A 26,326-nucleotide genomic window follows, 5' to 3' on the forward strand; every position below is an offset into this window, starting at 1 on the left:
CTTATTCAGGCGTTGCCCCGGATCAGATCGGCGGCCTTTTCGCCGATCATAATCGTCGGGGCGTTGGTGTTTGAACCGATCAGGCTGGGCATTACCGAGCTGTCGCAAATCCGCAGACCGTCTAAACCGTGCACCCGAAGCGATGGGTCCACGACGGCCATCTCATCCTGCCCCATCCGGCAGGTCGAAACCGGGTGATACGAGGTGCGGCCATATTGGCGCGCGTAGGCTTCGTAATCGGCTCGGCTGCGCACATTTTCGTCGGGAAAACGCAGGGTGCGGATGTATTTTTGGAGCGAAGGCTGGCTGAAGATCTCTCGGCTGACCCGCACGCCTTCGGCTGCGATCCGAAGATCGTCTGGCTCGGCTAGGAAGTTAGGATCAACGAGGGGCAGCGCGCGCGGGTCGGCGGAGCGCAAGGTCACCGCACCGCGCGATTTTGGGCGTAGGGTGTAGCTGTTCAGAGTAATCCCCGAGGTGCCTTTCGGCACCGATGGCACGCCCGCTTCGGCCCCTGCTCCGGCGAGGAAATGGAATTGCAGATCGGGGCAAGCGGCGTCTTGGTTGGCATACCAAAACGCGCCACCCTCGACGACGTTTGAGGTGACGGGCCCGGATTTGAACAGGGTGTATTCGATGCCCGCCCACAAAGCCCAATGCGGTTTGTTGTATTTATCAAGGCTGTCATGGCCTTTCAGTTCAGCGACAATATCAACGCCGAAATGGTCGGTCAGATTTTGGCCAACTCCGGGCAGGTCTTGGACTACTTTGATACCGTGCCGGGTAAGCTCCGCTGCTGGGCCAACGCCAGAGAGCATCATCAGCTTGGGCGTACCAATCGCACCTGAGGTCACTATAACTTCGCTATCTGCCCGCGCGATCTGGGGCGCATGACCTACGGCATATTCGACGCCCACCGCCCGATTGCCTTCAAACACCACGCGCAGAACCAAGGCTCCGGTAATCACGGTCAAGTTGGGCCGCGCCAAGGCGGGGCGCAGGTAGCCCACGGCGGCAGAGCAGCGGCGATAATTCTTGGTGGTGGTTTGGTAGAACCCCGCGCCCTCTTGCAAAGCGCCATTGAAATCAGGGTTGTAGGGGATGCCATATTCCTGACAGCTTTGGACGAAAGCCCGGGTGACGGGTTGCGGATCGGGGATATTCGACACGCCCAGCGGGCCATCGGTGCCGTGAAGCGCGCCCGACATAATGGTGTTGCCCTCGGACCGAAGAAAGTATTTCTGCACCTCGGCAGCGCCCCAACCCACCGCGCCCTCGGTCACCCAGCGGTCATAGTCGCTGGGGTGGCCTCGGGTGAAAATCTCGGCGTTGATTGACGAGCCACCGCCCAGCACGCGGGCCTGCGCATAGGGGATTTCGCGCATGTTGGCGTGGCGCTGCGGCGTGGTCATCAAGCCCCACGTCAGCGGGCCGGTGGTCATTTTGGCAAAGCCGACCGGCATGTGGATCAGCGGGTGGGTGTCGCGGCCGCCCGCTTCGATCAGGCAGACGCGTGCGGACGGATTTTCCGACAGCCGGGCTGCCAGCACGCAGCCCGCCGAGCCGCCACCGACGATCACATAGTCATAGCCCAGTTCAGGTTTTCGGGCCATCATGCAATCCAGTGGTCGCGTTTTCCGGTTTCAATATGCACGGATTTGATCTGCGTGTATTCCTCAACCCCGTAGGTTCCGGCCTCACGCCCCCAACCGGATTGTTTGAAGCCACCCAAGGGCATTTCCGGCCCGCCAGCCATGATGCAATTGACCCAGAAGCGACCTGCGCGGACGCGGCGGGTGACGGTTAGGGCCTTGTCGATGTTTTTCGTCCAAAGACTCGCGGCGAGGCCGTAGACGGTGTCGTTGGCAAGCGCGATGGCTTCTTCGATAGTGTCGAATGGCATCGAGCATAGCACCGGGCCGAAGATTTCATCCGTGGCGATCGACATGTTGGGGGTGACGCCGGAAAACAGCGTCGGTTCGATATACTGGCCGTGGCCGAGGTCTTTGACAATGCCGCCCGTGACCAAGGTAGCGCCTTCGGCTTGGCCTTTGGCGATGTAGCCCAGGATCACGTCGTTCTGCGCGGTGGTGGTGATCGCGCCGACTTGAGTGTTGGGGTCGAGCGGATCGCCGACGCGAATTTTCGCCATTTTGGCGGCTACGAGGGCCTCAAACTTTGCCGCGACAGAGCGTTCGACGATGAGGCGACTGGAGGAGACGCAGCATTGTCCGGTGTTAAAGCTGATACCGAAAGCGGCGGCATCGGCGGCATCGTCAAGATCGGCGTCAGCGAACACGATGATCGGGTTTTTACCGCCGAGTTCCAACCCGAGTTTCTTGAAATTGCTGTCCGCGGCCGCGTGGACGCAGGAGCGCCCCACAGCAGTCGATCCGGTAAACGACAGCATATCAACGTCAGGATGCTCGGTCAGGGCTTGGCCGATGGTGCGACCCGATCCGGTGACAACATTGTAAACGCCCGCAGGTAGACCCGCTTCCTCTAGCACTTCAGCCAGCAGCAGCGTGGTGGCTGAAGTGACCTCCGACGGTTTCACCACCAAAGTGCAGCCCGAGGCGAGGATGAACGGCACGCGCTCGCACAAGATCAGGAACGGGAAGTTCCAAGGCGTGATCAGGCCGACGACACCGATCGGTTCGCGCAGCACCATGCCGAACAGGTTGTCGCCAAGGCTGTTATAGCTGTCGCCATGCAGCATCCGGGCAGCGCCTGCACCGATTTCAAAACACGCGATGGAATGATCAATCTCGCCCATGGCTTGGCTGATCGGCTTGCCGTTCTCTAAAGTCTCCCAATAGGCGATTTCGGCACGGCGGCGTTTCAGGATTTCGGCGGCGCGCAGCAGCACGCTCGCGCGGGCGGCACCGGAAAGCCCGGCCCAGCGGCGGTCTTCGAAGGCGGTGCGGGCGGCGGTGACGGCGGCGTTCAGATCATCGGTGGTGCATTTCGGGATGCGGGTGACGGGCACGCCGTGACCGGGTGAGGCGCGATCAAACAGTGGGCGACCGCCTTGCCACTTGCCGTCGACGTAAAAGCCAAACTCGCGTGGCGTGGTGGGCAAAGTCGGGAACGGGCGCAGGGTATCCATGGGAACCTCAGGTCTAAAGCAGGATTTGGGTTTTCAGATCGGCGGGGCGGGATGACAGCGTGTCGAACGCGGTTTGAATGTCATCCAGCGGGTAGCTCGCGGCGGTGAATGGATCGGTTTTGAAGCGGCCATGTGCCAGCAGTGTCAGCGCATCGTGCATATCCTCGCCCATGCCCGCGACCGAGCCTTTCAGGCTGTTTTCCTCAAGGATGGTGCGCAGGATATCGACATGCAGCGGTTGATCCGGGCCGGTCAGTCCGAAGAATGCAATGTGACCGCCCTTGCGGATCAGGGTTTGTGCGGTGGCGTAAAGCCGGGGTGAGCCGACGCTTTCGATCACCACATCGGCGCCACGTCCTTGGGTGCGGGCGAGTACTTCGGCGCGCAGTTGGTCTGGGTTACTGATGGCTGCGTCCGCCCCGGCAGCGAGGGCCATTTGGCAGCGATCATGTGAGAGGTCAGCGACTATGATCGGAGCCGCGCCGACCAGCCGCATCATTTGCACATGCAGGTTGCCGATCGGGCCCGCGCCAAGGATCACCACCGACTGACCGAAGCTGACCTGAGCCTTGCGGGCGGCACGCACGACGCAAGCCACGGGTTCGGTCAGGGCCAGCACGGCATCGGAAATGCCCTCGGGTGCTGCGATCACCAGACGCGCGGGCAGTGCCACATATTCTGCGAAAGCGCCGTCGCGACCGATGCCGACTTGCGTCATCGTCGGGCAGTTCAGGATTTCATTGCGGCGGCACCAATAGCACGTGCCGCAGCCGATGTTGATGTCGGCCACCACGCGCTGGCCTTCGGTGAGGTGTTTTACGTTGCTGCCAAAGGCCGCAACTTCGCCGCAAAACTCGTGGCCGGGGATCAGCGGCAGCCGATCAGCAGCATAGTGGCCGTTGAAGATATGCACATCCGTGCCGCAGATGCCTACGCGCGCAACGCGGATCAGCGCATCCTCGGGACCAATGGTGGGCGTGGGCACATCGCGCAGATCGAAACGGTGCGGGGCAATCAGGACGGCGGCTTTCATATCGGCCCCTTATTTCACGGTGCGCAGCTTGGCGCGGTCAATGGTAAGGGCGATGGCTCCGATCAGCACAAGGCCGAAGATCATCTGCTGCTGGGTGGCCTGAATGTCGAAGTACAGCATCGAGGCGCGGATCACCGCGACAATCAATGTGCCAATGGCGGTGTTCAGCACGCCGCCCACTCCGCCGGTGAGTGGCGTACCGCCGACCAGAACCGCGACGATGGCGGGCAGCAGAAAGCCGTTGGCAATCGTGGGTGCGCCGCCCGACAGCTTGACGGCGAACAGCAGGCCCGCGATGGCGGCCAGCGCCCCCGAGATTGCAAACGCCAGCATCTTGTAGCGTGCGACGTTCAGGCCGGAAGCCGCAGCCGCAGGCTCGCCCGCCCCTACCGCTTTCAGGGCGCGGCCAAGCGTGGTGCGGCGCTCAATAAACAGGGTTAGCGCGAGCAATCCCACGGCGATGAACAACTCATGTGGGATCGGCCCGGTTTTGCCGATCATCCAGCCAAACACCGCATCGCGCTGGGCGGCGTCCATGTTCAGCGCGCGTTGGCCGGAAAGATATTGCGCCAGCGAGAACGCCACGCCGCCAACCGCCAAGGTAGAGATGAACGACGGCACCAGAAGTCGCGTGGTAATGTAACCCGACAGAAGGCCAAAGCCAAAACCGACCGCGATGCACAACACTGCGACCCAAGCCCCAAATGATGCGAGGTAGACCGAGGCCACCACAGTCACCAGATTGGCCATCGACTGCGCCGACAGATCAATGCCGCCGATGTAGATCGCAAAGGTCAGGCCCAGCGCCATGATGAACAAAGGCACAATGTCGCCCGCCAAGGACAGCAGATTGGCCGGGCGCAAGAAGGTGTCATCGACGATGCCGACAGCTGCGACCAGAACCAGCAAAGTGATCCAAGGCAGATGAGGTTTAAGACGCTGCAAATCCATAAGTGCCTCAAATCATGTAATGAAGAAGATCAAAGAGCGAAGGTTTCGCTCCTGGTTCGCAGGCAAATCGCTTCTGGATCGCACCGTCTTTGACAACGATAATGGAGTGCGACAGGCCAATCGCTTCCTCCAGCGTATCAGCCACCAGCACTATACCGACGCCTGCGTCCGACATATCGCGGATCATGTCGTAGACGTCTTCTTTGGCACCGATATCCAGTCCGCGTGTCGGGTGATCCAGCAGCATGATATCAGAGCCGCCCGAGCGCCACTTCGCCAGCACCACTTTTTGCTGATTGCCGCCAGAAAGGTTGCCGCAATCGGCGAGTTCCGAACTCGCCTTGATCGACAGCTTGGAAATCCAATCCCGCGCCAAAGCCCGTTCGCCTGCGATACGCAGAATGCCGGCACTGGAGTGGCGGCCCATCTGCGACAGGGTCATGTTTTCATAGACCGTCATGCCAGCGACAATGCCTTCGACTTTACGTTCGCGCGGGACATATCCGACGCCACGTTCCACCGCATTGCGGGGGCTGAAGCGACTGATTTCTTGCCCCTTGAGTGAGACTTTGCCGCGTAGCGGCGTGCGCATCCCATAAATCGTGCGCAGGATCGCTTCCCGCCCCGAACCTTCGGTACCGACCAAACACAAAACCTCGCCCGCGTGCAGGGTCAGGCTGATGTCATTGATCCGACCGGGCAGCGACACGCCTTCCAGCTTGACCAGTTCCTTGGTCGCATCAAACGGTTTCTGGCGGTGTTCGCGGTAGTATTCCTTATCGACGTTGCGACCGACCATCTTGTGTTGGATCTGCTCGACGGTCTTTTCGCCACGGTTGACCACATCGACCACCGCACCGTCTTTCATCACATAGATGCGGTCGGAAAGCTCCATCACCTCATCCATCCGGTGCGAGACGAAGATGAACGAGGCCCGAGTGGTCAGTTCGCGCACCAGCTTGAACAGCAGCTTCACCTCATCTTCGGCCAGAACCGAGGTCGGTTCATCCAGCAAGATCACCAGATTTCCCTGTACGCGTTCTTCCAGCGTCAGCACCTTGGCGAGTTCCACCAGCTGTCGCTGTGCGAAGGATAGTGCTGAGGTGACGGTAGCCGGATCAATCGTGAGCCTAACTTTGGCAAGTTGCGCCGAGGCAGCGGTCGCCATGGCTTTCCAGTTGATCACACCAAAGCGGACGAACTGCTGCTCGTAGCCCAGAAAGATATTCTCCATGACTGTCAGGTTGGCGATCAGCGATTGTTCCTGAAACACCATGCCGATGCCCTGCTCCATCGCGGCGCGCGGGTTGGCGAAACGGACGGTTTTGCCATCCATGATGATCTGGCCGCCGTCGGGCTGATACGCGCCGTAAATCACCTTCATCAACGTCGATTTGCCAGCGCCGTTCTCGCCAACCAGCCCGACGATCTCGCCACGACCAATTTGGAAATCCACCGCCTTCAGCGCATGAACGCCGGGGAACTTCTTGTCGACCTTTGCAAGTTGATACATCTGCGCCCCCTATTTGACGACAGTGACGGCGCGGCGGTCGGTTGACAGCACCACGGCGATGATCACAAGCAGGCCCAACATGCCGTCTTGCACGTAATCCGGCAGGCCGATCACCACCATGCCGTTGTTGATGACGTTGACGATCAGCACGCCGACCAGCGCATTCCACACTCCGCCAACACCGCCCCACAAAGCCACGCCACCGACCACCACCGAGGTGATCGAGATGAACATGAAATTCGCCCCGGTCACGGATTCAGCCTGACCTAGTTTGGCCACCTGCAAGATAGCAGCCACCGCGTAGAACACGCCTGCTAGCGTAAAACCCGCCACCCGAACGCGTTTGACGTTGAGGCCAGAGGCATGGGCCAATTCCTCACCGCCGCCCACCGCATAGAAGTTGCGGCCAAGGGTGGTGCGGGTTTGGATGAACCACGCAATCAGCACGAATATCCCCGCGACATAAACCATCAGCGGAAAGCCGAGCAGGCGATAGGTCAGCAGGCCGCGAAACACGTCGTCGTCGATTTTGACAATGCCGCCGCCGGTCAACAGCACGGTTGCTCCGGTGGCCACGAACCCCATCGCTAGGCTGGCCATGAACGAGGGGATGCGCAGTTTGACATGGATCAGGCCGTTGATCATGCCAACCACCGCGCCGACCAGCAAAATCAGCGGCAAGGCGATCCAGCCGCCAGCAGCCAAGGTGCCGCCAAACTTGACGAAGGCATAGCAGAACAGCACGGCGGTGAACGACAGCACACCCTCCATCGAGAGGTCAATCGAGCCCATCAGGATGATGAAGGTCACGCCAACCGCCACCATCAGCGCCGGGGCAGCTGCCACGGTGATACGCGCGAAATTGCGCAGCGATAGGAATTGAGGGTTAATGGCAGTGAACAAAATCACCAACGCAATCAGCACCATAAGCGGTGCCCAGCGTATTGCGTCTTCGCGCGTGAAACGCCCTGTCAAATCCATTCCCCCCTCAGCCAGTCTATCTTGCCGTCAAACGGGGGCCATCTCTTGACGGCCCCCGTTGTGGTTACTTGTAAACGATGCCACCGTTTGACGGACCCCAGAAGTCGCTCCAGTCATACGTCGGGATCGCATCCATGTACTTGGCCTTGAACGCGGCTGCGTCGTCCTTGGTCACCAGCACTGTTGGGCCATAAAACTCGCGGTGCTCATTGGGTTCTTCCGAAGGTTTGAAAGTGCCAATCGCTGCGTGATAGGCCAACGCCAGTGAAACGCCGCCGCCCCAATAGGGGTTGGTGAACACAGTGCAGAGCAGCTTGCCGTCCATCACCATTTGCACGGCCTCGGGGTTGCCGTCGTAAGCCACGATCGGCATGCCCTCGATGCCTTCAGCCTTTAAAGCCTCCAGCACGCCATACGCGATGTTGTCGTTGGCGCAATGCACGCCGGTGATTTTGTCGCCATAACGGGTGATGAACGACGCCATCAACTCCGCCGCTTTGGTGGTGTCCCAGTCGGCGGGTTGCGCATCGAGCAGCTCGATATCGGGGAAATCTTTCAGCGCATTTTTCAGGCCGTTCAAACGCTCCACCGCCGGATTGTTGGCCGGAATACCGCCCAGATGCACGACGCCACCCTTGTTGCCCATTGCCGCGAACAAAATACGCGCGGTGTCTTCGGCAGGCTTCTCATCCGACCACGTCATATGGCTGACGTAGTTGTCGCCAATGTCCCACGGATGCAGATCGTCGGTTTTGTTCCAAATGGTCGAGATATAGCCGCCTGCCGCCTTGACCGCTTCAACCACTGGGCGCGCATTTGGGCTGTCGTTGGCGTCGCAAGCAATGGCACAGTTGCCGGAGTTTTTCGCGAGAAACGCCTTGATATCGGCCAAGGATTTCTCGGACGAGCCTTCATTGATCAGGCTGGTCATGTCATCTTTGGTCTTGCCAAGGCTTTCGACAAAATTCTCGCCGCCTGATACAACGGCGTTCCAATAAGCGCTGGCACGGTCGCGGTAGCTCCACGCCAAAGCCGGATTTTCAGCAGCAAAGGCGGCACCTTGGCCAAATGCCATTGGAAGTGCCATGGAGCCCACACCTGCGGCGCTGGCCAGCAGGAAGTTGCGGCGGCTTACGGTTTCCTGCTCGATAAAATCCTTGATGAAAGTAGACATAGGTTCCTCCCCTTTTCCACATTTTGCCACAGCCTGTGGCCGGTTTCGCGAAGATCAGCGCATTTGCTTTTCGCATATCGCTGGATGCATGACTGATGTCACACTTTGTTAACGCACTATCTGGTTACTTTCTTAGCTCAGCGTGAGTCAAGTGTTTTCAGCACCTAAAACTCAGCGCATCGCAAGGAAGAACTTTGACGCGGGGCGAAAGCTGTGTGTAAGACTGGCGCTTATGCCAACCCACTTGCGCTAAGGAACCAGACCTTGACGACGGAAATCGCGCCACAGGAACCCGCAGCCAAGCCGCGCATCCGCGACGCCGAGGCGACCAAAGCCAGAATTCTGGATGCGGCTAAAAAAGAGTTCGCGAAGAACGGCTTAGGTGGCGGTCGTGTTGATGACATTGCCGAGAAGGCCAAGGCCAACAAGCGGATGATTTACCACTATTTTGGCAGCAAAGAGGGGCTGTTTCAGACCGTGCTGGAAAACGCATATGTCGATATTCGCACCGCAGAGCAAAAGCTGAAACTCGACCATGTTGAACCGCGGCAGGCGCTAGAAAAGCTGGTGCGGTTCACCTTCGATTATTATCTGAAGAATCCCGAATTCATCACGCTGGTTAATAGCGAAAACCTGCATCGCGCCAAGCATCTCATAAAGTCGGAAGTGGTGAAGGTCTACAGCCGCAAATTCGTGGCAATGGTCGAAGACATTCTGGAACGCGGCGTCGCGACTGGGGTTTTTCGACCCGGAATTGATCCCGTGCAGTTGAACATCACCATTGCGGCGATTGGCTATTATTATATGACCAACCGCTTCACTGGCTCCATCGTGTTCGAGCGCGATCTGATGACGAAAGACGCCTTGGAAGAGCGGCTGCGCTTCAACATTGAGACGATCCTGCGGCTGGTCGCACCATAGCTTCGATCTCACTTCACTGACCGCCGCGTGGCGTGCGCCGACCGCTTCAATTTCTCTGCGGTTCTCTGAAGTTGCAACGGTCGGTCACACCGGTCGATGCGAGCTCTCCATCGTTCTGTATTGGTTGGCTCGTCTGCCCGGCGAAGCTGGCCCTTCAGCCAAAACTCCACGCTACCAAGTCGCTTCCCAAGACAGCAGTTGTCGCCTAAGGTCGGCGAATTAAGAATAAAATCATTGGGGGTATGTCGTGCTTGTTCCATTTCATGTCAGTGAGATGGTGCGTAGAATCCGAGCCCGATTTAGCCAATCCATGATCGAGCAACGCATGCTCGTCCACGACAGGCCGTTTGAGACCTTACGTCCGGTGCGGGACGCAAGCCCGCAGTCGATAGCGAAGTATTGGTCGCGCCTAGTGCTGCCCGGTTTGGCGACAGAGGCGGACCGCGATGTGCTGGCCGATACCGCCACGGTCGCTACTGCGTCCGGCTACAGCCGTAATATCGAGAACTTCATCGGCACGGTGAAGGTGCCGGTCGGCATCGTCGGCCCTTTGCGGATCAACGGGTTGAACGCGGTGGGTGACTTCCATGTGCCGCTGGCGACGACCGAAGCAGCGCTGGTCGCTTCTTACGCGCGGGGTGCGTTTGTTGCCAGCAAGGCCGGGGGCATCGGCACGGCGGTTCTGTACGAAGGCGTCATGCGCACCCCGGCTTTCCGGTTTGACGGGCTGATGAAGGCCGGGCTGTTTGTCGAATGGGTGGTCGCCAATGTTGACAGCCTGCGGATCGCGGCAGAGGCTACGACGCGGCATGGCAAGCTGATCTCGGTCGAGCCGATCATAGATAACAACGTGGTTTTTCTGATCTGCCGTTTCACCACCGGAGATGCCTCCGGGCAGAACATGGTGACGATTGCTGCTAACGCGATTTGTCTGGCAATAGAGGCTGCCTGCCCGGTTCCGATCAAACGCTGGTATATCGAAGGCAACTTTTCCGGCGACAAGAAGGCGTCGTTTCTAGGCATGGTCACTGGCCGCGGTCGCAAGGTCAGTGCATCGGTTGTTTTGCCTGCGGCGATGGTTCAGAAATACCTTGGCACCACTGTCGCCGATATGTTGGATTACGGCCAAATCGCCAACCTCGGCGCACTTCTGTCGGGTCAGATGGGGGCGCAGGCGCATTACGCCAACGGGCTTGCGGCGTTATATATCGCCACCGGGCAGGATGCCGCCTGCGTCGCGGAAAGTGCTGTCGGTTACACCCGGATGGAGGCGCAGGGCGATGGTTTGTTCTGCTCCGTCACCATGCCGAACATCCTCGTCGGCTCGGTCGGCGGCGGCACCGGATTGCCCAGCCAGTCGGCGGGGCTGAACATTCTGGGGCTTAGGGGTGAGGGGCATGGGGCGGCTCTGGCCGAGGTTGTGGCGGCGCTGTGTCTGTGCGGCGAAATCTCTATCGTGGCGGCAATGGCAGCGGGTCATTTCACGCGGGCGCATCAAAACTTGGCGCGGTCGAGATGAGTATGGCGCGGTTCTGGACCTATCAGGCCGAACGCTTTCCGCTGATCAAAACCGTGCCGCTGTTGGCGGTATTTTCAGCGGCTAGCGTTTCGGTATCCGCTGTGCTGGCGGAGCGTCCGGTGCCGGGAATAGGCGGCTATCTGACAGGCTTCGCGCTGGTCTTTTTGCTGTTTTTTCAGCTACGCGTTTGTGACGAGATCAAGGACGCTGACGACGACCGCCGCTACCGCCCCGAACGCCCGATTCCGCGCGGGTTGGTGACTTTGCGTGAGATTGTCGTAGTGGGGATTTGCACGGTTCCGCTGGCCGTGGTGCTGGCTTTGCTGTGGGGCAATGGACTGATCTGGCTGTTGGCGCTGGTCTGGGCGTGGCTGACGCTGATGACGCTGGAATTTGGCGCGCCGGAATGGCTAAAGGCCCGGCCGGTGCTGTACTTGTTAAGCCACATGGCAATCATGCCGCTGATCGACCTGCTGCTGACGGGGGTCGAATGGCTCCCCCACGGCTCGCCCCACCCTGCCCTAGCGTGGTTCATTCTGCTGTCATTTGCCAACGGCTGCGTGCTGGAACTCGGTCGCAAGCTATGGGCGGAGGAAAGCGAGCGCACGGGAGTTGAGACGTATTCGCGGCTGTGGGGGCCAAGGCGGGCGACGGCGGGGTGGGCGGCGTTTGTGGGGCTGTCATACGCGCTGCTATGCGGGGTTGGAATTGCACTGGGGCATGGCGGGTTGTTCGCCATCATTGGCTTTGCGGGGCTGTTTGTCTGCCTGTGGTCGGGCCTTGGCTATGCGCGCAAGCCTGACCTACGGGGCGAGAAGCGCGTCGATCTGGTGGCGGGGCTGTGGGTGTTCTTGTGCTATGCCACGGCTGGATTTGTGCCGTTGCTGCTGAGGGCGGTCTGATGTGGATCGTGGCCGCCAAGGATGCGACGGATGTGACGCTGGTGGGCGGCAAGGCGCGTTCGCTATCACGACTGGCGGAGCTTGGATTTGCGCCACCGGATTTCTTCGTGATCCCGGCGGCGGGATTTTCGCATGGACCAGACGCGCCTATTCCCGACCCCGGACTGGAAGCGGAACTGTATCGGGCCTTGCAACGCCTCGGCCCCGGTCCCTATGCCGTGCGTTCCTCGGGACAAGCAGAGGATGGCGCGGCGCACAGCCATGCCGGGCAGTTCGATACGGTGCTGAATGTTGCGTCCAAAGATGTGATGACCGCTGCCGCGCAGGTCTGGCGATCGGGCTTTTCCGAGACCGTCGAAACCTACCGCGCCGTCAAGTCCGGTGGCACCGCCGCAGCCCCAGCCGTGATCGTGCAGCGAATGATTGATGCGCGTGTGGCAGGGGTCGCATTCTCCGCCGATCCGGTCAGCGGCTTGCGTGGGCGCTGCGTTATCTCGGCGATTGCGGGACTAGGGGAGCGGCTGGTTTCGGGTGAGGAGGACGGTCAAAGCTGGGTTGTGACCGATCAAACCATCACAGGTGGCAATACCGCCCCACTGCTGACCGACACCGAACTCCACGCAATCGCTGACCTCACTCGGCGGGTTGAGGCGGCATTTGGCGCACCGCAGGACATTGAATGGGCTATGGACTCGCAGGGTCTGCACATTCTGCAGGCGCGCCCTATCACCACGCCGTTGCACGCGCCAGCCGCGGCCGATAACACCCTGAGCGTGTTCGACAATTCCAACATCGTTGAGAGCTATCCGGGCGTTGTCAGCCCACTGACTTACTCACTGGCGGTCTTTATCTATGCCCGCGTTTACCGCGCTTTCGTGCGGATGCTGGGGGTTTCCGACGCCACCATCGCTGCCAATGCCGCGCTGTTTGACAACATGCTGGGGCGGATTGACGGGCGGGCCTATTACAACCTTGGCAACTGGTATCGCGCGCTGGCGCTGCTGCCGGGGTTCGCGTTGAACCGCGCGTATATGGAAACCATGATGGGCGTGGACGCCCCGCTGCCGCAGGAATTGACTGCCTCGATTGGCCCGCCAGCGGTGAAGGGTTTGGCGAAACTGCGGGCGTATCTGGGTGTCACACGGGTCGGCCTCGGCCTGATCTGGGCGGCGATCCTGCTGTCGCGCACTCGCAAAAATTTCTACGCCCGCCTGAATGCTGCGTTGGGCAGCGGGCTTGACTTGGCCACCGCTGGACCGACGGCCTTGGCCCGCGAATACCGCCAGATCGAGGGCACTCTGCTCGACCAATGGGATGCCCCGCTGATCAACGATTTCCTTTGCATGATCGCGTTTGGCGCCAGTCGGAACATGCTGTTGAAATGGTTAGGGTCGAGCGGGTTGGAGTTACATAACGACGTAATGATCGGTCAGGGCACGATTATTTCGGCCGAACCGGCGCAGCGCATCGCGCGGATGGGGCGGATGGTTGCCGAAACTGGGACCGTAGCGGATTTGGCAGGGGTTTCGGCGCATCCGCTGATCAAGGCCGAATTTGATGCCTACATCGCCAAATTCGGCGACCGCTGTACCGAGGAGTTGAAGCTGGAAAGTATCCCGCTTTCCGATGATCCGTCGCAATTATTGGCCGCCATCGCTGCCCATGCCTCGCGCGCCGCGCCATTGCAAAAACCGACGCAAGACCCCGACTGGGCGGCGCTATTTGCAGGCAAGCCCCTGCGCCGCATCATAGCCCGCAGCGTCATCAACTGGACCAAAGCGCGGGTGCGTGACCGCGAAAATCTGCGTTTCGAACGCACTCGGATTTTCGGCCACGCCCGCCGCGTGTTCCTGGCCCTTGGCCGCGAGTTTGCCGCGCGTGGCCTGCTGGATGCGCCGCGCGATGTGCTTTGGCTGACCACGACCGAGGTTTTGGGCGCCGTCGAAGGCTTCGGCCTGTCGCCCGATCTGCGAGGTCTGGTGGCGCTGCGTCGGGCCGAAGATAGGGCGTCGGCCACCAGACCCGACCCCGATGAACGCATCGAAATGCGCGGCCCTGCGATCTTGCAAAGCTTGGCAAAGACCACCCCGCGCATGGTGCAGTCTGGGCTGGAGCGCACCGCTACAGGTTGTTCGACCGGGCAGGTTACCGCCATTGCACGGGTTATCCGCGATCCGCGCACCGAAAGTCTGACGCCCGGCGAAATCCTCGTGGCGCGGCACACCGACCCCGGCTGGATTGCTGTATTCTCCAACGCTTCGGCGATTGTGGTGGAGCGAGGGTCGCTGCTGTCGCACTCCGCGATCGTCGCGCGGGAGTTGGGGATTCCTTGTGTCGTGGGACTTAAGGGCGCTACAGATTGGATTGTGACGGGTGAACGGCTGAGTGTCGATGGCGCAACTGGATTGGTGCGGAGGCTCGATGCAAAGCTCTGAAATCGCTGGCAAAGCCCGCTTCGATCACATCCGCTACGCCCAGTTGTGGGAGGATGCCGATGTGCTATGCGCAGCCCTGCCGCAGCAACCGGGGGCGACGCTGGTGTCGATTTGCTCGGCGGGCGACAATGCGCTGGCGATGTTGCTGCTGGACCCCGCCCGCGTCGTCGTGGTCGATCTGTCAGCGGCGCAGATCGCCTGTCTGCAGCTGCGGATCGCGGCGTTTCGTGCGTTGACGCACCCGGAGTTTCTGGAATTGTTTGGCGCGCGGCCAAGCCAGGCGCGCGCGGGTTTGCTGGACCGTGTTCTGGTCGGGTGTGATGCTGAAACGCGGGCGCTGTGGACGGCACTCAAGCCCGATGTGATCAAGCATGGTGCTGGCGGCGTCGGTAAGTTCGAGCGGTACTTCCGTGTTTTCCGCCGCTTCCTGCTGCCCTTGGTCCATTCGCGCAAAACCTTGGAAGACACATTCATCTCCCGCTCCAAACCCAAGCGTGAGGTATTTCTGAACACCCGCTTCAACTCTTGGCGCTGGAAACTCCTGCTGAACATCTTTTTCTCGCGTTTCATGATGGGCCGGATGGGGCGGGACAAGGCGTTCTTTGACCATGTCGAGGGCAGCGTGGCGCAGCATGTCGCGCGCCGCATCCGCCATGCCGCCGTCACCTGCGACCCCGCCGAAAACCCCTATCTGCATTGGATTTTGAAAGGCGGCCATAGCGCGGCTCTGCCGATGACGTGGCGCGCGGAGCATTACGACGTGATCCGCGACAGGCTGGACAGGCTGGATATCAGGCTCGGCTCGCTGGAGGCGTTTGTTACAACCGGCGAGAAGGCAGATGGTTTCAACCTGTCAGACATCTTCGAATATATGTCGGCGGATATGTTCGCGCAGGTCTACGGCGCTGTCCTTGCCGCGTCAAACCCAGGTGCTCGGCTGGTTTACTGGAATATGATGGTTCCTCGCAGAGTGCCTGCCGCCTACCGCGACAAGGTGATCACGCGAATTGCGGATGAGGCGCGGTTGAAGTTGCTGGACAAGGCGTTCTTCTATTCCGACTTCGTGATTGAGGAAGTCGTCTAATGGCGATCCTACTGCAAATCCTCATCGCCATCGCTTCCGTCGCGGTCCTGCTATGCCAGATGGCACTCGTCAAATACCTCGCCAAAGCCTACGGCCTGTCGCCAGAGGTGCAGCGCAAGTTGGTCCATATAGGCACCGGCTGCTACGCGCTGACCCTGCCGTGGCTGTTTCCCCAACGCTGGCCAGTCTATGTGCTGATCGCCCTCACGCTAGTTGTCATGGCCGTCCTGCGGCTGCCGCGCTTTGCCAAGGGCGGCATTGGCGAGACGCTGCACGGGGTTGAGCGGCGATCTTATGGCGACCTGCTGCTGGCGCTGGCGGTGGGCACGGTGTTCCTGCTGTCGGATGGACGGATGATCCTTTATGTGCTGCCGATTGCCATTCTGACCCTGTCCGACGCCGCCGCCGCGCTGACTGGCACGCGCTATGGCACCAAGTTTTTTCAGATCGAGGATGGTCAGAAAAGCCTCGAAGGCTCGGTGGCGTTCTTCATGGTGACGCTGATCGTGGCGATGGTCTGCCTGTTGCTGTTGTCGGATGTGCCGCGCGCCAATGTGATCTTGCTGGCGGTGATCGTCGCAGGATTTGGCACACTGGTGGAGGCGGACAGCTGGCGCGGCTTTGACAACTTTTTTCTGCCCGCCGGGCTGATGGTATTTCTAGATGCGCGGATGGGCAGCGAGCCTGTGGCGCTGATTGCCATCATGCTGCTGTTCTGCGCGGCAATATGGCTGGCATTGTGGGTTGCGCCACGTATCAAGCTAAGCCGTCATGCCGCGCGCGTCTATGTCATCGCGACCTTCCTGCTGCTGTCCGTCACCACCTTGCCCAACACGGTGCTGCCGCTGATGGTGTTCATCACCCACGCGTGCAGTTGCCGGATCAGGCCGTGCAAGGCGGTGTATCCAGAGCTCGATTGTGTGGCAGCGCTCGCCTTGGTCAGCTTTGCGTGGCTCGCATCCGAGAAAGTCACTGGCACCAGCTCTCTGGTTTATTACGGCCTGACCACAATGGCGATGTCGGTGGGGTTTATCGCACTCGCGGTCACCGGGTTCGGCCAGATTCTGCGATGGGGCTGTCTCGCCATTTTCTCGCTGGCAATGATCTGGTTGCATCACGTGCTGATGCTGACCAATGGCGGCAGTACGCTGTGGCTTGCAATGGCGGCTGCTTTGATTGCAGCAATCCCCCCCATATTGGTGCCAGAGCAGTTTCAGATTGCGCGGTCTGCCAAGATTGCTGTGCTGGCGCTCATCGTTCCAGTTCTGGCCTGCGTGGCGATGATGGGGGTCGACAAGGGATGGCTGTGATGGCGGAAAAGTTCGAGGTTTTCGGCGCGAAGCTAACGCTTTACCGCGATGCACCCGCGTGGGATGGACTTGCGACCTATGCGGTGGGGCAGTTTTCGTGCCCGTCAGCCGAGGCTGGTGCGGCTTTGCTGAACCATGTCGCCGGGATGTCCCACACCGAGGGCGCGCAGGCGCTCGTCGGGCCGATGGATGGCGACACCTGGCACAGCTACCGCTTGGTTATCGAAAGCGACGGTCGCGCGCCGTTTCTGATGGAGCCTGTCGGCAAACCGCACGACAGCGCGGCTTTCACGGGCGCTGGCTTCACGCCCATCAGCGCGTATTTCTCCGCCTCCGTGCCCGCCGCTGATGTCGGCACCGGGCCACAACCCACGACCGACGGCCTGCATATCGCCGCATGGGATGGCAGCGAACCCGAGGCGCTTTTCACCCAAGTTCACGCCCTTTCCTGTGCCGCGTTCAGCAAGAACCCGTTCTACAAACCCATCGCCCTCGCCGATTTCCTGCCGATGTATATGCCCTTCGTGCCGATGATGAAGCCTGAACTGGTGCTGTTCTGCCGTGACGATGCGGGCGCGCTGGTTGGTTTCCTGTTCGGTATCCCCAACTATGCCGAGGGGCCAAAGCCCGCGTCGGCGATTCTGAAAACCTATGCGAGCTTGAAGAAAGGCGCGGGTCACGCCCTTAGTACGCGGTTCTATACTGCTGCGCGGGAACTCGGTTTCACCACCATCATCCACGCCCTGATGCATGAAGATAACCTCTCGGCCCTGCGCAGCAGCATGAACGGCGCACAGGTGTTTCGGCGTTACGCGCTGATGGGGCGCCGCCTTGATTAACACATTGCTAGACGCCTTCGCCGCCTCTGTCGCTCGCAATGGCGACCGCGTGGCGTTGATCGAAGGCGATGGCACGCAGGTCAGTTTCACCGAACTCGCCGCGCGGGTGGAGCGTCTGGCACAAGCTTGGGCCGCGCAGGGGATGCGGGCGGGCGACCGTATCCTGATCGCTCTGCCGATTGGCGCAGACTTGTATGCCGCCCTCGCGGCGATCTGGACCGTTGGCGCAATCGCCGTCTTGCCCGAACCCGCGATGGGTCTGGCGGGGCTGCGGAACGCTTTGCGGACAACCGGCGTCAACGGTCTGTGCGCCAGCGGAGGCTATCGTGCGCTTAAACTGTTGCTGCCGGGTTTATGGATGCAGCCGCTTTACACCCCATCTGCACAGGGCTTGCACCCAATAGCCCACATAGCCAAACCCACCGACCTCGCGCTGATCTCCTTCACCTCCGGCACCACTGGCGCGCCCAAGGCCATCCCCCGCAGCCACGCCTTTCTGACCGCCCAACAAAACGCCGTCTCGCCCCTTCTGCACAGCGAACTGCCCGAAGTCGATCTGGTCGCGTTCCCGGTCTTCGTCCTGATTAACCTTGCCGAAGGCCGCACCTCCCTGCTTCCCAATTGGAAAATGGGAAAGCTGGACCGCGTCAGCCCCGAAGCCCTCGCCATCTGGATCGCAGGTCAAGGTGCCACCCGCCTGCTGCTCCCCCCGGCCCTGTGCGAAACGCTGGCCAAATCCGTGATGCCGTCCAGCGTGCATACCCTGTTCACCGGCGGCGGCCCGGTGTTCCCCGATCTGATTGCCGCGCTGAAAACCCGTGCGCCTCAGGTGCGGATCGTGTCGGTCTACGGCTCAACCGAGGCGGAGCCGATTGCCGAAATCGACAGCAGCCATATCAGTCCGGCGGACATTGCGGCGATGGCCGCTGGCAAGGGATTGCTGGCAGGTCTGCCCGTTGCGGCGGCCAAGCTGCGCATCGAAGCCGACGAAATTCTGGTCAGCGGCGCGCATGTGAACCGGGGTTATTTGGACCCGGCGCGGAATGCCGAAACCAAACTGCACGATGGCGACACGGTCTGGCATCGCACCGGTGACGCGGGCTATCTGGATGATCAAGGGCGACTGTGGCTGCTGGGGCGACTTGGTGGCGCTGTGCAAACTGCAACCGGCCTGCATTATCCGTTTTGCGTTGAGACTGCCGCGCGGATGTGGCCGGGGCTGCAGGGCGCGGCGCTAGTGGCGATCAGCGGCAAAGCGGTGCTGGCGTTAGAAGGCGACGCGGCGATGATGGCAGAGTGGACCGACCGCGCCGCCGCGTTTGGCATCGCGGACGTGCGGCACATCGCCCGATTACCTAAAGACCGCCGGCACCGCTCCAAGGTGGACATTGCGGCCTTACGCAAGCTGCTGAAGGGCTGACGATGGCAAAACTGAAACACCGCTGGAGCCTTGGGCACAACTACATGACCGGCGTCACCTTTGGCGTCTGGCTGCGGCTGCTGGTGCAAAACCGCTTCCGCCTATCGCCCGCCTACTGGCACCGCGTCGCCTTCATCACGCTGGCAAGCCTCGCCAATTCCGGCTTTGCTGCTTGGGAAACACTGCGCCACGGCCGTGCCATCACCGCCGTCCAGATCACCAAACCGCCGCTGTTCATCCTTGGCCACTGGCGCAGCGGCACCACGCTTTTGCACGACCTTCTGGCGCAGGACACCGTGCAGTTCCAGTTCGCCAACACCTACCGCGTTGTAAACCCTCTGACATTCCTCACCACCGAACGCGCCGTCACCCGTCTCCTGCCCGGCTTAGTCCCCGACAAGCGACCGATGGATAACATGCCGCTGAAATTCACCTCACCGCAGGAAGATGAATTTGCACCGCTTTTGATGACCGGCCTTTCAATTTATCTGGGCGTCAGTTTTCCGCAAACCGGCGCGAATTATGCGAAGTACCTATCGTTTCGCGGCGTTCCCCGGCCCGAAGTCGAACGCTGGAAAGCCGCCTTCCTGCGGTTCTGCAAGAAACTCTCCCTCAATGACAACCGCGCGCTGCTGCTGAAATCGCCACCCCACACCGCCCGGATCAGGACCATTCTGGAGCTTTTCCCCGACGCCCGCTTCGTCCACATTCACCGCGATCCCTACACCGTGTTCCAGTCGCAGCGACATTTCTTCGACACCGCAGGCTGGTACACCTACCTTCAAAGCCCCGATCTTGCCGCAATCGACGAGGGCATACTGCAACGCCACGAGACGATGTATGATGCCTATTTCGAGGATATCGCGCTGATCCCAGCCGGTCATTTCACTGAGGTCCGGTTTGACGCGCTGGAGGCTGACCCGGTCGCGCAAGTCGCCGCGATTTACCAAACTCTCGGCCTCGGCGGCTTCACCGTGTTTCGACCGCAGCTTGAACGTTACGTCGCCACCCTTGCGGGCTACAAAAAGAACAGCTTCCTGACACTGGACCCCGCAACGCGCCATCTTGTGGCCGCCCGCTGGCAACGCAGCTTCACCGTCTGGGGCTACCCCACCGAACCGCAGGACGAGCGATGACCCGCGCGCCCGGCCCTAAAGGCACGCTGATCTGGGGCTCGCTTGGCGCGGTGCAAAAAGACGCCCTTGGCTTTCTGACCCAAGCCGCCGCCAGCCACCGCGATATCGTGCGGCTGCGGTTTGGCCCGGTGATCGCGCATCTTCTCAACCATCCCGATCATATCGAACACGTCCTGTCGCGCGGCGCGCAAGGCTATGACAAGAATACCCGCAGCGTCGCGCAGATCAAGGCGACCTGCGGTGCCTCGCTGTTGTCGAGCGATGGTGCCGAGTGGCAACGCCACCGCCGCCTGATCCAACCGGTGTTCCAGCCACGCTTTCTGGACACGATTGACCCCGTGGTCGATACCGCGATTGACGCCATGTTGGACCGCTGGGCCATCGCTGCCCGCAACGCCACGCCGATCGACATTGTCGCAGAGATGATGCAGCTTATGATCGTCATCTCCGTCCGTTTCCTGTTTTCCTCCGAGGTTGACCCCGACCGCATCGACCGCGCGTTGAAAGTCTTGCTCGCCGACACGTGGCGCAGGCTTGAGGCGCTGTTTGACCCCTCTATGATCTCGCCCCGCCTCCATCGCCCAGCCTTCAAGCAAGCCCTAGCCGAGATTGATGCTGTGGTGTTCGCCCTAATCCGCGCCCGGCGCGAGAGTGGCACGCAGCCCGACGATCTGCTGTCGCGCCTGCTCTCGGCCCATGAAGGCGAGGGATTAGATCGGCTCACCGATACCGAACTCCGCGATGCGGCGGTGACGCTGATCCTTGCGGGCCATGAAACCGTGGCGAACGCGCTGGCGTGGGCCTTTGTGCTGCTTGCCCAAAACCCTGAATGGCGCCGACACGATCCGCATAAGGTCTGGTCTGAAACCCTGCGGCTTTACCCGTCGATCTGGATCATGGAGCGTCGCGCTGTTACCCTTGATGAGATCGGCGGCTACCGCATCGCCAAAGGCTCGACCGTCCTGATGTCGCCTTATGTTCTGCACCGCAACCCGCAATTCTGGCCCAATGCCGACCGGTTTGACCCGACCCGCTTTGACGAAGCAACCGTTGCCACCCGCCCGCGCCACGCTTACTTGCCCTTTGGCCTTGGCCCGCACCGCTGCATCGGCCTGCATCTTGGCAACCGCGTCGCTGAGCGCATTCTGACACAGGTTCAGGCCGCGTTCCGACTGGATCTTGCGCCCAATCAGTCGCTCGGCCTCGCCCCCGGCATCACCTTGCGCCATGCCGACGCGGTTTACATGTACCCCCGTGAAGCCGCCATCTGACATGCGCGCTGCGGCAGCCAAGCTTCTTTTCATAGCCGAACAAGACTTGAAACTTTACGGATATTATTGTATCCGTGAAGTTATGGAGGATCGCAATGCTTGGAAACCGCTTCGCCACTCGGATAAACTCCTTCGCATCAGGAGCGTCAGACTACTGGCCCGGCCTTACGGCAAAGCCATCACTGGCGCAGATCATTCAGCGCGCGGCAACCGTCGAAGGGCTGACCGAGCTTGATCTCAACTATCCCGACCACGTCGGTGCAAACCCTTCGCAAATCGCAGAGGTGGTGGCAGATTGCGGGCTTTCAATCAGCGGTCTGGCGATGCGCTACTACACAAACCCTGCTTTCAAACGCGGTGCTTTCACTAACCCAGACAGGACGGTCCGGCGGGAAGCGATTGACCTGACCAAGCGCGGCATTGATGCGGCCCGCGCGATTGGCGCTCCGATGATGACGCTTTGGCTGGGTCAGGATGGCTTCGACTACACCTTTCAGTGCGACTATGCAGCACTCTGGGAAGATGCGGTTGCAGGCATCGCAGAGGTAGCCGCGCATGATGCCGATTGTCTGATCTCGATTGAATATAAGCCAAACGAGCCAAGAGCTTACAGCGTTTTGCCAGATGCCGCGACCACACTGCTGGCGATCAGGGAAGTTGGGGCTAAGAATCTCGGCGTCACGATAGACTTTGCCCATGCGCTTTATGCTGACGAGCAACCTGCCTTTGCGGCGGCGCTGATCCAACGCCACAGCCGCATTTTGGGTCTGCACCTGAACGACGGTTATGCCAAGCGAGATGATGGCCTGATGGTGGCTGCGGTGCATGAGCAAGCCACCCTAGAGTTGCTGCGCGAAGTCAAACGCGGTGGATTTGAGGGTGCGATCTATTTTGACACGTTCCCAGATGCCTCTGGCCTAGATCCGGTGGCGGAATGTGCCGCCAATATCCGCACGGTGCGCCGGATGCTGGCCGCTGTTGACGTGATGGCGGGCGACAATCGCTTGGCAGACGCACAAAGCCGGCAAGACCCGATTGCCGCGCAGGAAATCGCGCGTGTGGCGTTGGCTGGATGTACCGCGAGCAACAGAGCTTCACAGCATTCTATATAATCGTGTTCCATTAGGTGGTTCCGTTAGTGTTTCCGACGACGCAATGCTGGCCTCGGTTGGGGAAATCTCGTCGATCAGCTGCGCAGGTCGTATGGGGATAGGTGCTTTATCGTCGGCTTCCGGATCGGCCGCGCATTATTGGCTCGCAGCGCTCATTTTAGCGATGCTGATGATGAAGCGGCGATTAGAAACAAGGTAATTTATGTCCGATCCAAAAGCAGTAGCAGCCCAGATCAGAATGAAGCTGCCCAGCCTGACGCCGCTTGAAGGCAAGGTCGCCGCCGACATTCTGGCGCGCAAGGATATTGACGAGGCGACCCCGCTGCGAGAGATCGCCAACAAGTCTGCCGTGTCAGATGCGATGGTGGTGAAGGTCGCAAAAAAGCTTGGGTTCTCGGGTTTTCGCGCGTTTCGGCAGGGGTTGGTTGATTACAACAAATCTGACACCGCCGCGCTGCATTCTGAGATTTCCAATGTCGATACCACTGGCGAGATCGTTCAAAAAGTGTTTCGCACCGCGATGCAGGCGCTGGAGGAGACCTTTGCGATCCTTGATCTGGCGGCGTTTGAGCAGGCGGCAGATTACCTGCATCGCGCCCGTCAACGCGACTTCTACGGGCTGGGCGGGTCAGCACAAATTGCCCGAGATGTGGCGCATAAATTTCTGCGGATCGGCATCCGGGCTTCGGTTTTTGACGATGCCCATATGATGATGATGTCGGCGGCTCTGCTTGGCCCCGATGATGTTGTGGTGGCGTTTTCACATTCTGGCACCACATCGCTGGTGATAGAAGCGGTGGAACTCGCCCGGCGCAACGGCGCGCGTATTATCGCTGTGACCAACTATGCCGAAAGCCCGCTCGCCGGGTTGGTAAATGTTGTGCTGTGCTCGACTGCGCAGAACTCGCCACTGCTGGGTGAGAACGCCACGGCGCGGATTGCGCAGCTGAACCTGCTCGATGCGTTGTTCGTCGCGACCGCGCAACGCGACCGCGCCACAGCTGACCGGAATTTGGACCGCACCATGCGGGCCGTGCAATCGAAGCGCAGACTATGAGGCCCAGATGATAAATGTCCCTAGAACTGTCCTTGTCGTCGGCAGCCTGCATTATGACATCATGGTTGAGGCGGACCACCTGCCCCGCCGCGACGAAACGGCAGTGGGGTCGCGCTGGTATCCCAAATTCGGCGGCAAGGGTGGCAATCAGGCCGTTTCCGCACGGGCGCATGGGGCTTCTAGCCGAATGATCGGCGCAGTGGGCGCAGATGACTTTGGCAATTTCATCCGGGCGCACTTAGGCACCTCGGGCGTAGACCATCGGTTTGTAACATCATTGGAGGATGAGGCCTCGGGTATGAGCGTTGCAATTATGGATGCCAGTGGCGATTACGCAGCGACGATTGTCTCGGGCGCAAACCTGCATGTCGCAATCGAGACGGTGCTGCATCCTCAGGTTTGGCAGAACGTTGGGCTGCTGGTGCTGCAAAATGAAGTGCCGGAAAGTGTAAACATGGCGGCGGCACAAGAGGCACGCAACAAAGGTATCAGCACCCTGCTCAACGCCGCGCCGAGCCGTCCGCTGTCGCCAGAGTTCGGCCGATTGGTCGATGTGCTGGTGGTCAACGCAGTCGAAGCTGAGATGATGGGTGCTGGCCCCGTCACCAACCTAACAGCCGCAGCGACTGCTGCAAGAAAACTCGCGGATCGTTTTGAAAGCGTGATCGTCACCGCAGGTGCGCTGGGCCTCGCCGCTGTTACGGCCGGAGATGAACATTTTTCGTTGCATGCCGAAAAGATCAAAGTGGTTAGCTCGCACGGCGCTGGTGACGTGTTTATTGGCGCTCTTGCAGCTTGCCTTATAGGCCGCATGTCTTTTGAAGACGCCTGTCGCGCGGCATCACGTGCCGCCGCTGACCACGTCGCAGGCCGGCCCGCCGCGGCTATCGCTGTTTCATCAACCGAATAGCTAGCTTCGCTCACAGCGCAAGGATAAGCGCCCGGTTTGAACCGGACGCTCGATACCAACAGCGCAGATTACAATCCTGTCACGGATTTGCGGCGATTTGATCAATGTGTTGTTTGTGAGCCTCTAACGTCGGCAACGTCTCTGCGGCAAAGGCTTTAAGCTCGGGGTCGGTGCCATTGCTTGCAAAATTCGAGAACAAACTGACCGCCTCTGCATGGGCGCCTGCCTGCATGTCGGTGTAAAGCATGTCGAATTCGCTGCCCTCGGCCTTTTCCAGCAAGGCGATCATACCAGCATGTTTTGGAGCCAGTTGGTCGGGCACGGGTTGCCCATCGGCCGCCGCTTTCAGATTCTCCGCCGCCTTCGTATGGTCAGCGATCATCTGGTTGGCAAATTCCGTTAGCTTCGGGTTGGTGGCTTTTTGCAGCGCCAATTCGCTCGACTGAATTTCAAACGCATTGGAACTCGCCACGGTGTTTACGAAACTTTCGGGGGTAACTTCCATCACAGCGGTGGTTTGCGCTTCAACCGCCGTGAGAGTTGTTACAAACAAGGCCGAAGCCACGACAATAGACCGGATCATAGGAGTCTCCTTTCATTTGGATTGGGTTGCGAAAGCTTGGTTGAGGTCAGAAGTTGCCATGGTCATGGCTTCGTCGGCGGCGGCGACAACTTTGCCCATGCCGAAGAATTCGTGGGTCACGCCTGTAAACACCCGCGCGTTGGTATCGACTTCAGCGGCTTTCAGCGCGGCCGCGTAGGCTTCTCCCTCAGACCGCAGCGGATCGATTTCGGCCAGAATGACGGTCGCGGGCGGCAGATCGGCTAGGCTTTGCTGGCCAAGAAGACTGATCCGGGTGTCGGCGGTTTCTTTTGGCGATGCGAACACGTGTTTCAAAAACCATTCCATGTCAGCGCGGCCCAGTGGCTTGGCGTCAGCGTTTTCCTTGTAGGACGGCGTGTTCATGTCGTGGCCTGCGATCGGGTAGACCAGCAATTGATGCAGCGGCATCGTCGCTTTGTTATCCCGCGCCATAATGGCGACGTTTGCCGCCAAATTGGCCCCAGCGCTTTCGCCTGCCACTGCGATCCGCGTCGAGTCGCCGTTGAATTCATGCGCATTTTCGACAATCCATTGGTAGGCCGCCCAAGCATCGTCATGCGCTGCGGGAAATTTGAACTCTGGCGCGTGGCGATATTCCACCGAGACAGTGATCGCCTTGGTGCCAGAGGTCAGCGCGCGCGGTGTGCCATCATAGACGTTGATATCAGCAATCACCCAGCCGCCACCGTGGAAATAGACGATGACCGGGAATGGCCCTTCGCCCTCGGGAATATAAAGCCGCGCGGGCAAAGCCCCGGCATCGGTGGGTATTGCGATGTCTTTGGTGGCGATCTGACTTTCGGGCGCAGAGGGGATGCGTTTTTCCCACTGCACCGCTTTGGCCGCATCAGCAGGGCTGGCCTGCATCCGCGCCTTTGGCACATCAAGGCTGTGAAGTGGCTTCACATCAAGCGCGCCAAACTTATCCAACACCGCTTGCATGTCTGCCGAAGGAGCGGCCCAAGACGGTGCGCAACTCAGTCCGAAAGCGAAAGCGGCAGACAAATATTTGAGGTTCATAGCAGTCTCCGACTAGGCGGGATTT

Annotated in this window: 22 protein-coding genes; 13 read left to right on the top strand and 9 right to left on the bottom strand. The window is 60.2% G+C overall.

Annotated elements, in window-relative coordinates; translation table 11 throughout:
- Positions 1-5 precede the first annotated feature (5 nt).
- From JWS10_RS20540 to JWS10_RS20570, 7 genes are all read right to left on the bottom strand, one after another.
- Positions 6-1,613 carry a GMC family oxidoreductase N-terminal domain-containing protein gene (locus tag JWS10_RS20540; protein ID WP_299509713.1) on the bottom strand — a complete coding sequence of 536 codons (1,608 nt, stop codon included), beginning with the start codon at positions 1,611-1,613 and terminating at the stop codon, positions 6-8.
- The gene (locus JWS10_RS20545; protein WP_299509715.1) at positions 1,613-3,109 is read right to left on the bottom strand and encodes an aldehyde dehydrogenase family protein; all 1,497 of its coding nucleotides are present in this window, start codon (positions 3,107-3,109) and stop codon (positions 1,613-1,615) included. Before JWS10_RS20545 ends, JWS10_RS20540 begins: the two co-directional genes overlap by 1 nt.
- 13 nt (positions 3,110-3,122) lie before the next feature.
- A complete protein-coding gene (locus tag JWS10_RS20550) occupies positions 3,123-4,142 on the bottom strand; it encodes an alcohol dehydrogenase catalytic domain-containing protein (RefSeq protein ID WP_299509718.1) in 1,020 nt (339 codons plus the stop codon).
- A 9-nt stretch (positions 4,143-4,151) separates the two neighbouring features.
- A complete protein-coding gene (locus JWS10_RS20555) occupies positions 4,152-5,093 on the bottom strand; it encodes an ABC transporter permease (protein WP_299479811.1) in 942 nt (313 codons plus the stop codon).
- Positions 5,094-5,100: 7 nt separating this feature from the next.
- Positions 5,101-6,606: a sugar ABC transporter ATP-binding protein gene (locus JWS10_RS20560; protein WP_299509722.1), complete on the bottom strand. Its 1,506-nt coding sequence runs from the start codon at positions 6,604-6,606 to the stop codon at positions 5,101-5,103.
- A 9-nt stretch (positions 6,607-6,615) separates the two neighbouring features.
- Positions 6,616-7,587: an ABC transporter permease gene (locus tag JWS10_RS20565; protein WP_299509725.1), complete on the bottom strand. Its 972-nt coding sequence runs from the start codon at positions 7,585-7,587 to the stop codon at positions 6,616-6,618.
- 64 nt (positions 7,588-7,651) lie between these two features.
- Positions 7,652-8,761 carry a sugar ABC transporter substrate-binding protein gene (locus JWS10_RS20570; RefSeq protein ID WP_299509727.1) on the bottom strand — a complete coding sequence of 370 codons (1,110 nt, stop codon included), beginning with the start codon at positions 8,759-8,761 and terminating at the stop codon, positions 7,652-7,654.
- A 264-nt stretch (positions 8,762-9,025) separates the two neighbouring features.
- Between JWS10_RS20570 and JWS10_RS20575 the strand changes: the two genes are divergently transcribed.
- The 13 genes from JWS10_RS20575 (at position 9,026) to JWS10_RS20635 (ending at position 24,677) form a co-directional block, all read left to right on the top strand.
- On the top strand, positions 9,026-9,682 hold the full coding sequence (locus JWS10_RS20575; protein ID WP_299509729.1) for a TetR/AcrR family transcriptional regulator: 657 nt from the start codon (positions 9,026-9,028) through the stop codon (positions 9,680-9,682).
- 310 nt (positions 9,683-9,992) lie between these two features.
- Positions 9,993-11,201, top strand: coding sequence for a hydroxymethylglutaryl-CoA reductase (locus tag JWS10_RS20580; RefSeq protein WP_299509731.1), 1,209 nt, complete (start codon positions 9,993-9,995; stop codon positions 11,199-11,201).
- 2 nt (positions 11,202-11,203) lie between these two features.
- Positions 11,204-12,103 (top strand): UbiA family prenyltransferase, encoded by a 900-nt coding sequence (locus JWS10_RS20585; RefSeq protein WP_299509733.1) that lies wholly within the window; start codon positions 11,204-11,206, stop codon positions 12,101-12,103.
- Complete coding sequence (locus tag JWS10_RS20590; protein WP_299509735.1) at positions 12,103-14,538, top strand: PEP/pyruvate-binding domain-containing protein; 2,436 nt, start codon at positions 12,103-12,105, stop codon at positions 14,536-14,538. Before JWS10_RS20585 ends, JWS10_RS20590 begins: the two co-directional genes overlap by 1 nt.
- The gene (locus JWS10_RS20595) at positions 14,525-15,622 is read left to right on the top strand and encodes a DUF3419 family protein (RefSeq protein WP_299509744.1); all 1,098 of its coding nucleotides are present in this window, start codon (positions 14,525-14,527) and stop codon (positions 15,620-15,622) included. Before JWS10_RS20590 ends, JWS10_RS20595 begins: the two co-directional genes overlap by 14 nt.
- Entirely contained in the window at positions 15,622-16,932 is a 1,311-nt protein-coding gene (locus JWS10_RS20600; protein WP_299509746.1) for a hypothetical protein, read from the top strand. The genes JWS10_RS20595 and JWS10_RS20600 overlap by 1 nt, the downstream gene beginning before the upstream one ends.
- On the top strand, positions 16,932-17,771 hold the full coding sequence (locus JWS10_RS20605) for a hypothetical protein (RefSeq protein WP_299509749.1): 840 nt from the start codon (positions 16,932-16,934) through the stop codon (positions 17,769-17,771). Before JWS10_RS20600 ends, JWS10_RS20605 begins: the two co-directional genes overlap by 1 nt.
- A complete protein-coding gene (locus tag JWS10_RS20610) occupies positions 17,764-19,191 on the top strand; it encodes an AMP-binding protein (protein ID WP_299509751.1) in 1,428 nt (475 codons plus the stop codon). Before JWS10_RS20605 ends, JWS10_RS20610 begins: the two co-directional genes overlap by 8 nt.
- A gap of 2 nt (positions 19,192-19,193) precedes the next feature.
- Positions 19,194-20,327 carry a sulfotransferase gene (locus tag JWS10_RS20615; RefSeq protein ID WP_299509753.1) on the top strand — a complete coding sequence of 378 codons (1,134 nt, stop codon included), beginning with the start codon at positions 19,194-19,196 and terminating at the stop codon, positions 20,325-20,327.
- Complete coding sequence (locus tag JWS10_RS20620) at positions 20,324-21,598, top strand: cytochrome P450 (RefSeq protein ID WP_299509756.1); 1,275 nt, start codon at positions 20,324-20,326, stop codon at positions 21,596-21,598. Before JWS10_RS20615 ends, JWS10_RS20620 begins: the two co-directional genes overlap by 4 nt.
- Positions 21,599-21,693: 95 nt before the next feature.
- Positions 21,694-22,710: a sugar phosphate isomerase/epimerase gene (locus tag JWS10_RS20625; RefSeq protein ID WP_299509758.1), complete on the top strand. Its 1,017-nt coding sequence runs from the start codon at positions 21,694-21,696 to the stop codon at positions 22,708-22,710.
- A gap of 202 nt (positions 22,711-22,912) precedes the next feature.
- Positions 22,913-23,767: a MurR/RpiR family transcriptional regulator gene (locus JWS10_RS20630; protein ID WP_299509761.1), complete on the top strand. Its 855-nt coding sequence runs from the start codon at positions 22,913-22,915 to the stop codon at positions 23,765-23,767.
- Between the two features lie 7 nt (positions 23,768-23,774).
- Positions 23,775-24,677: a PfkB family carbohydrate kinase gene (locus JWS10_RS20635; protein WP_299509764.1), complete on the top strand. Its 903-nt coding sequence runs from the start codon at positions 23,775-23,777 to the stop codon at positions 24,675-24,677.
- 79 nt (positions 24,678-24,756) lie between these two features.
- Here the strand turns inward: JWS10_RS20635 and JWS10_RS20640 are convergent, their stop codons facing one another.
- Both JWS10_RS20640 and JWS10_RS20645 read right to left on the bottom strand, forming a co-directional pair.
- Complete coding sequence (locus tag JWS10_RS20640) at positions 24,757-25,260, bottom strand: DUF4142 domain-containing protein (protein WP_299509767.1); 504 nt, start codon at positions 25,258-25,260, stop codon at positions 24,757-24,759.
- Positions 25,261-25,272: 12 nt separating this feature from the next.
- A complete protein-coding gene (locus tag JWS10_RS20645) occupies positions 25,273-26,301 on the bottom strand; it encodes an alpha/beta hydrolase (RefSeq protein WP_299509775.1) in 1,029 nt (342 codons plus the stop codon).
- Positions 26,302-26,326 lie beyond the last annotated feature (25 nt).

This window comes from Cypionkella sp. (assembly GCF_028290025.1).
Taxonomy (GTDB): Bacteria; Pseudomonadota; Alphaproteobacteria; order Rhodobacterales; family Rhodobacteraceae; genus Cypionkella.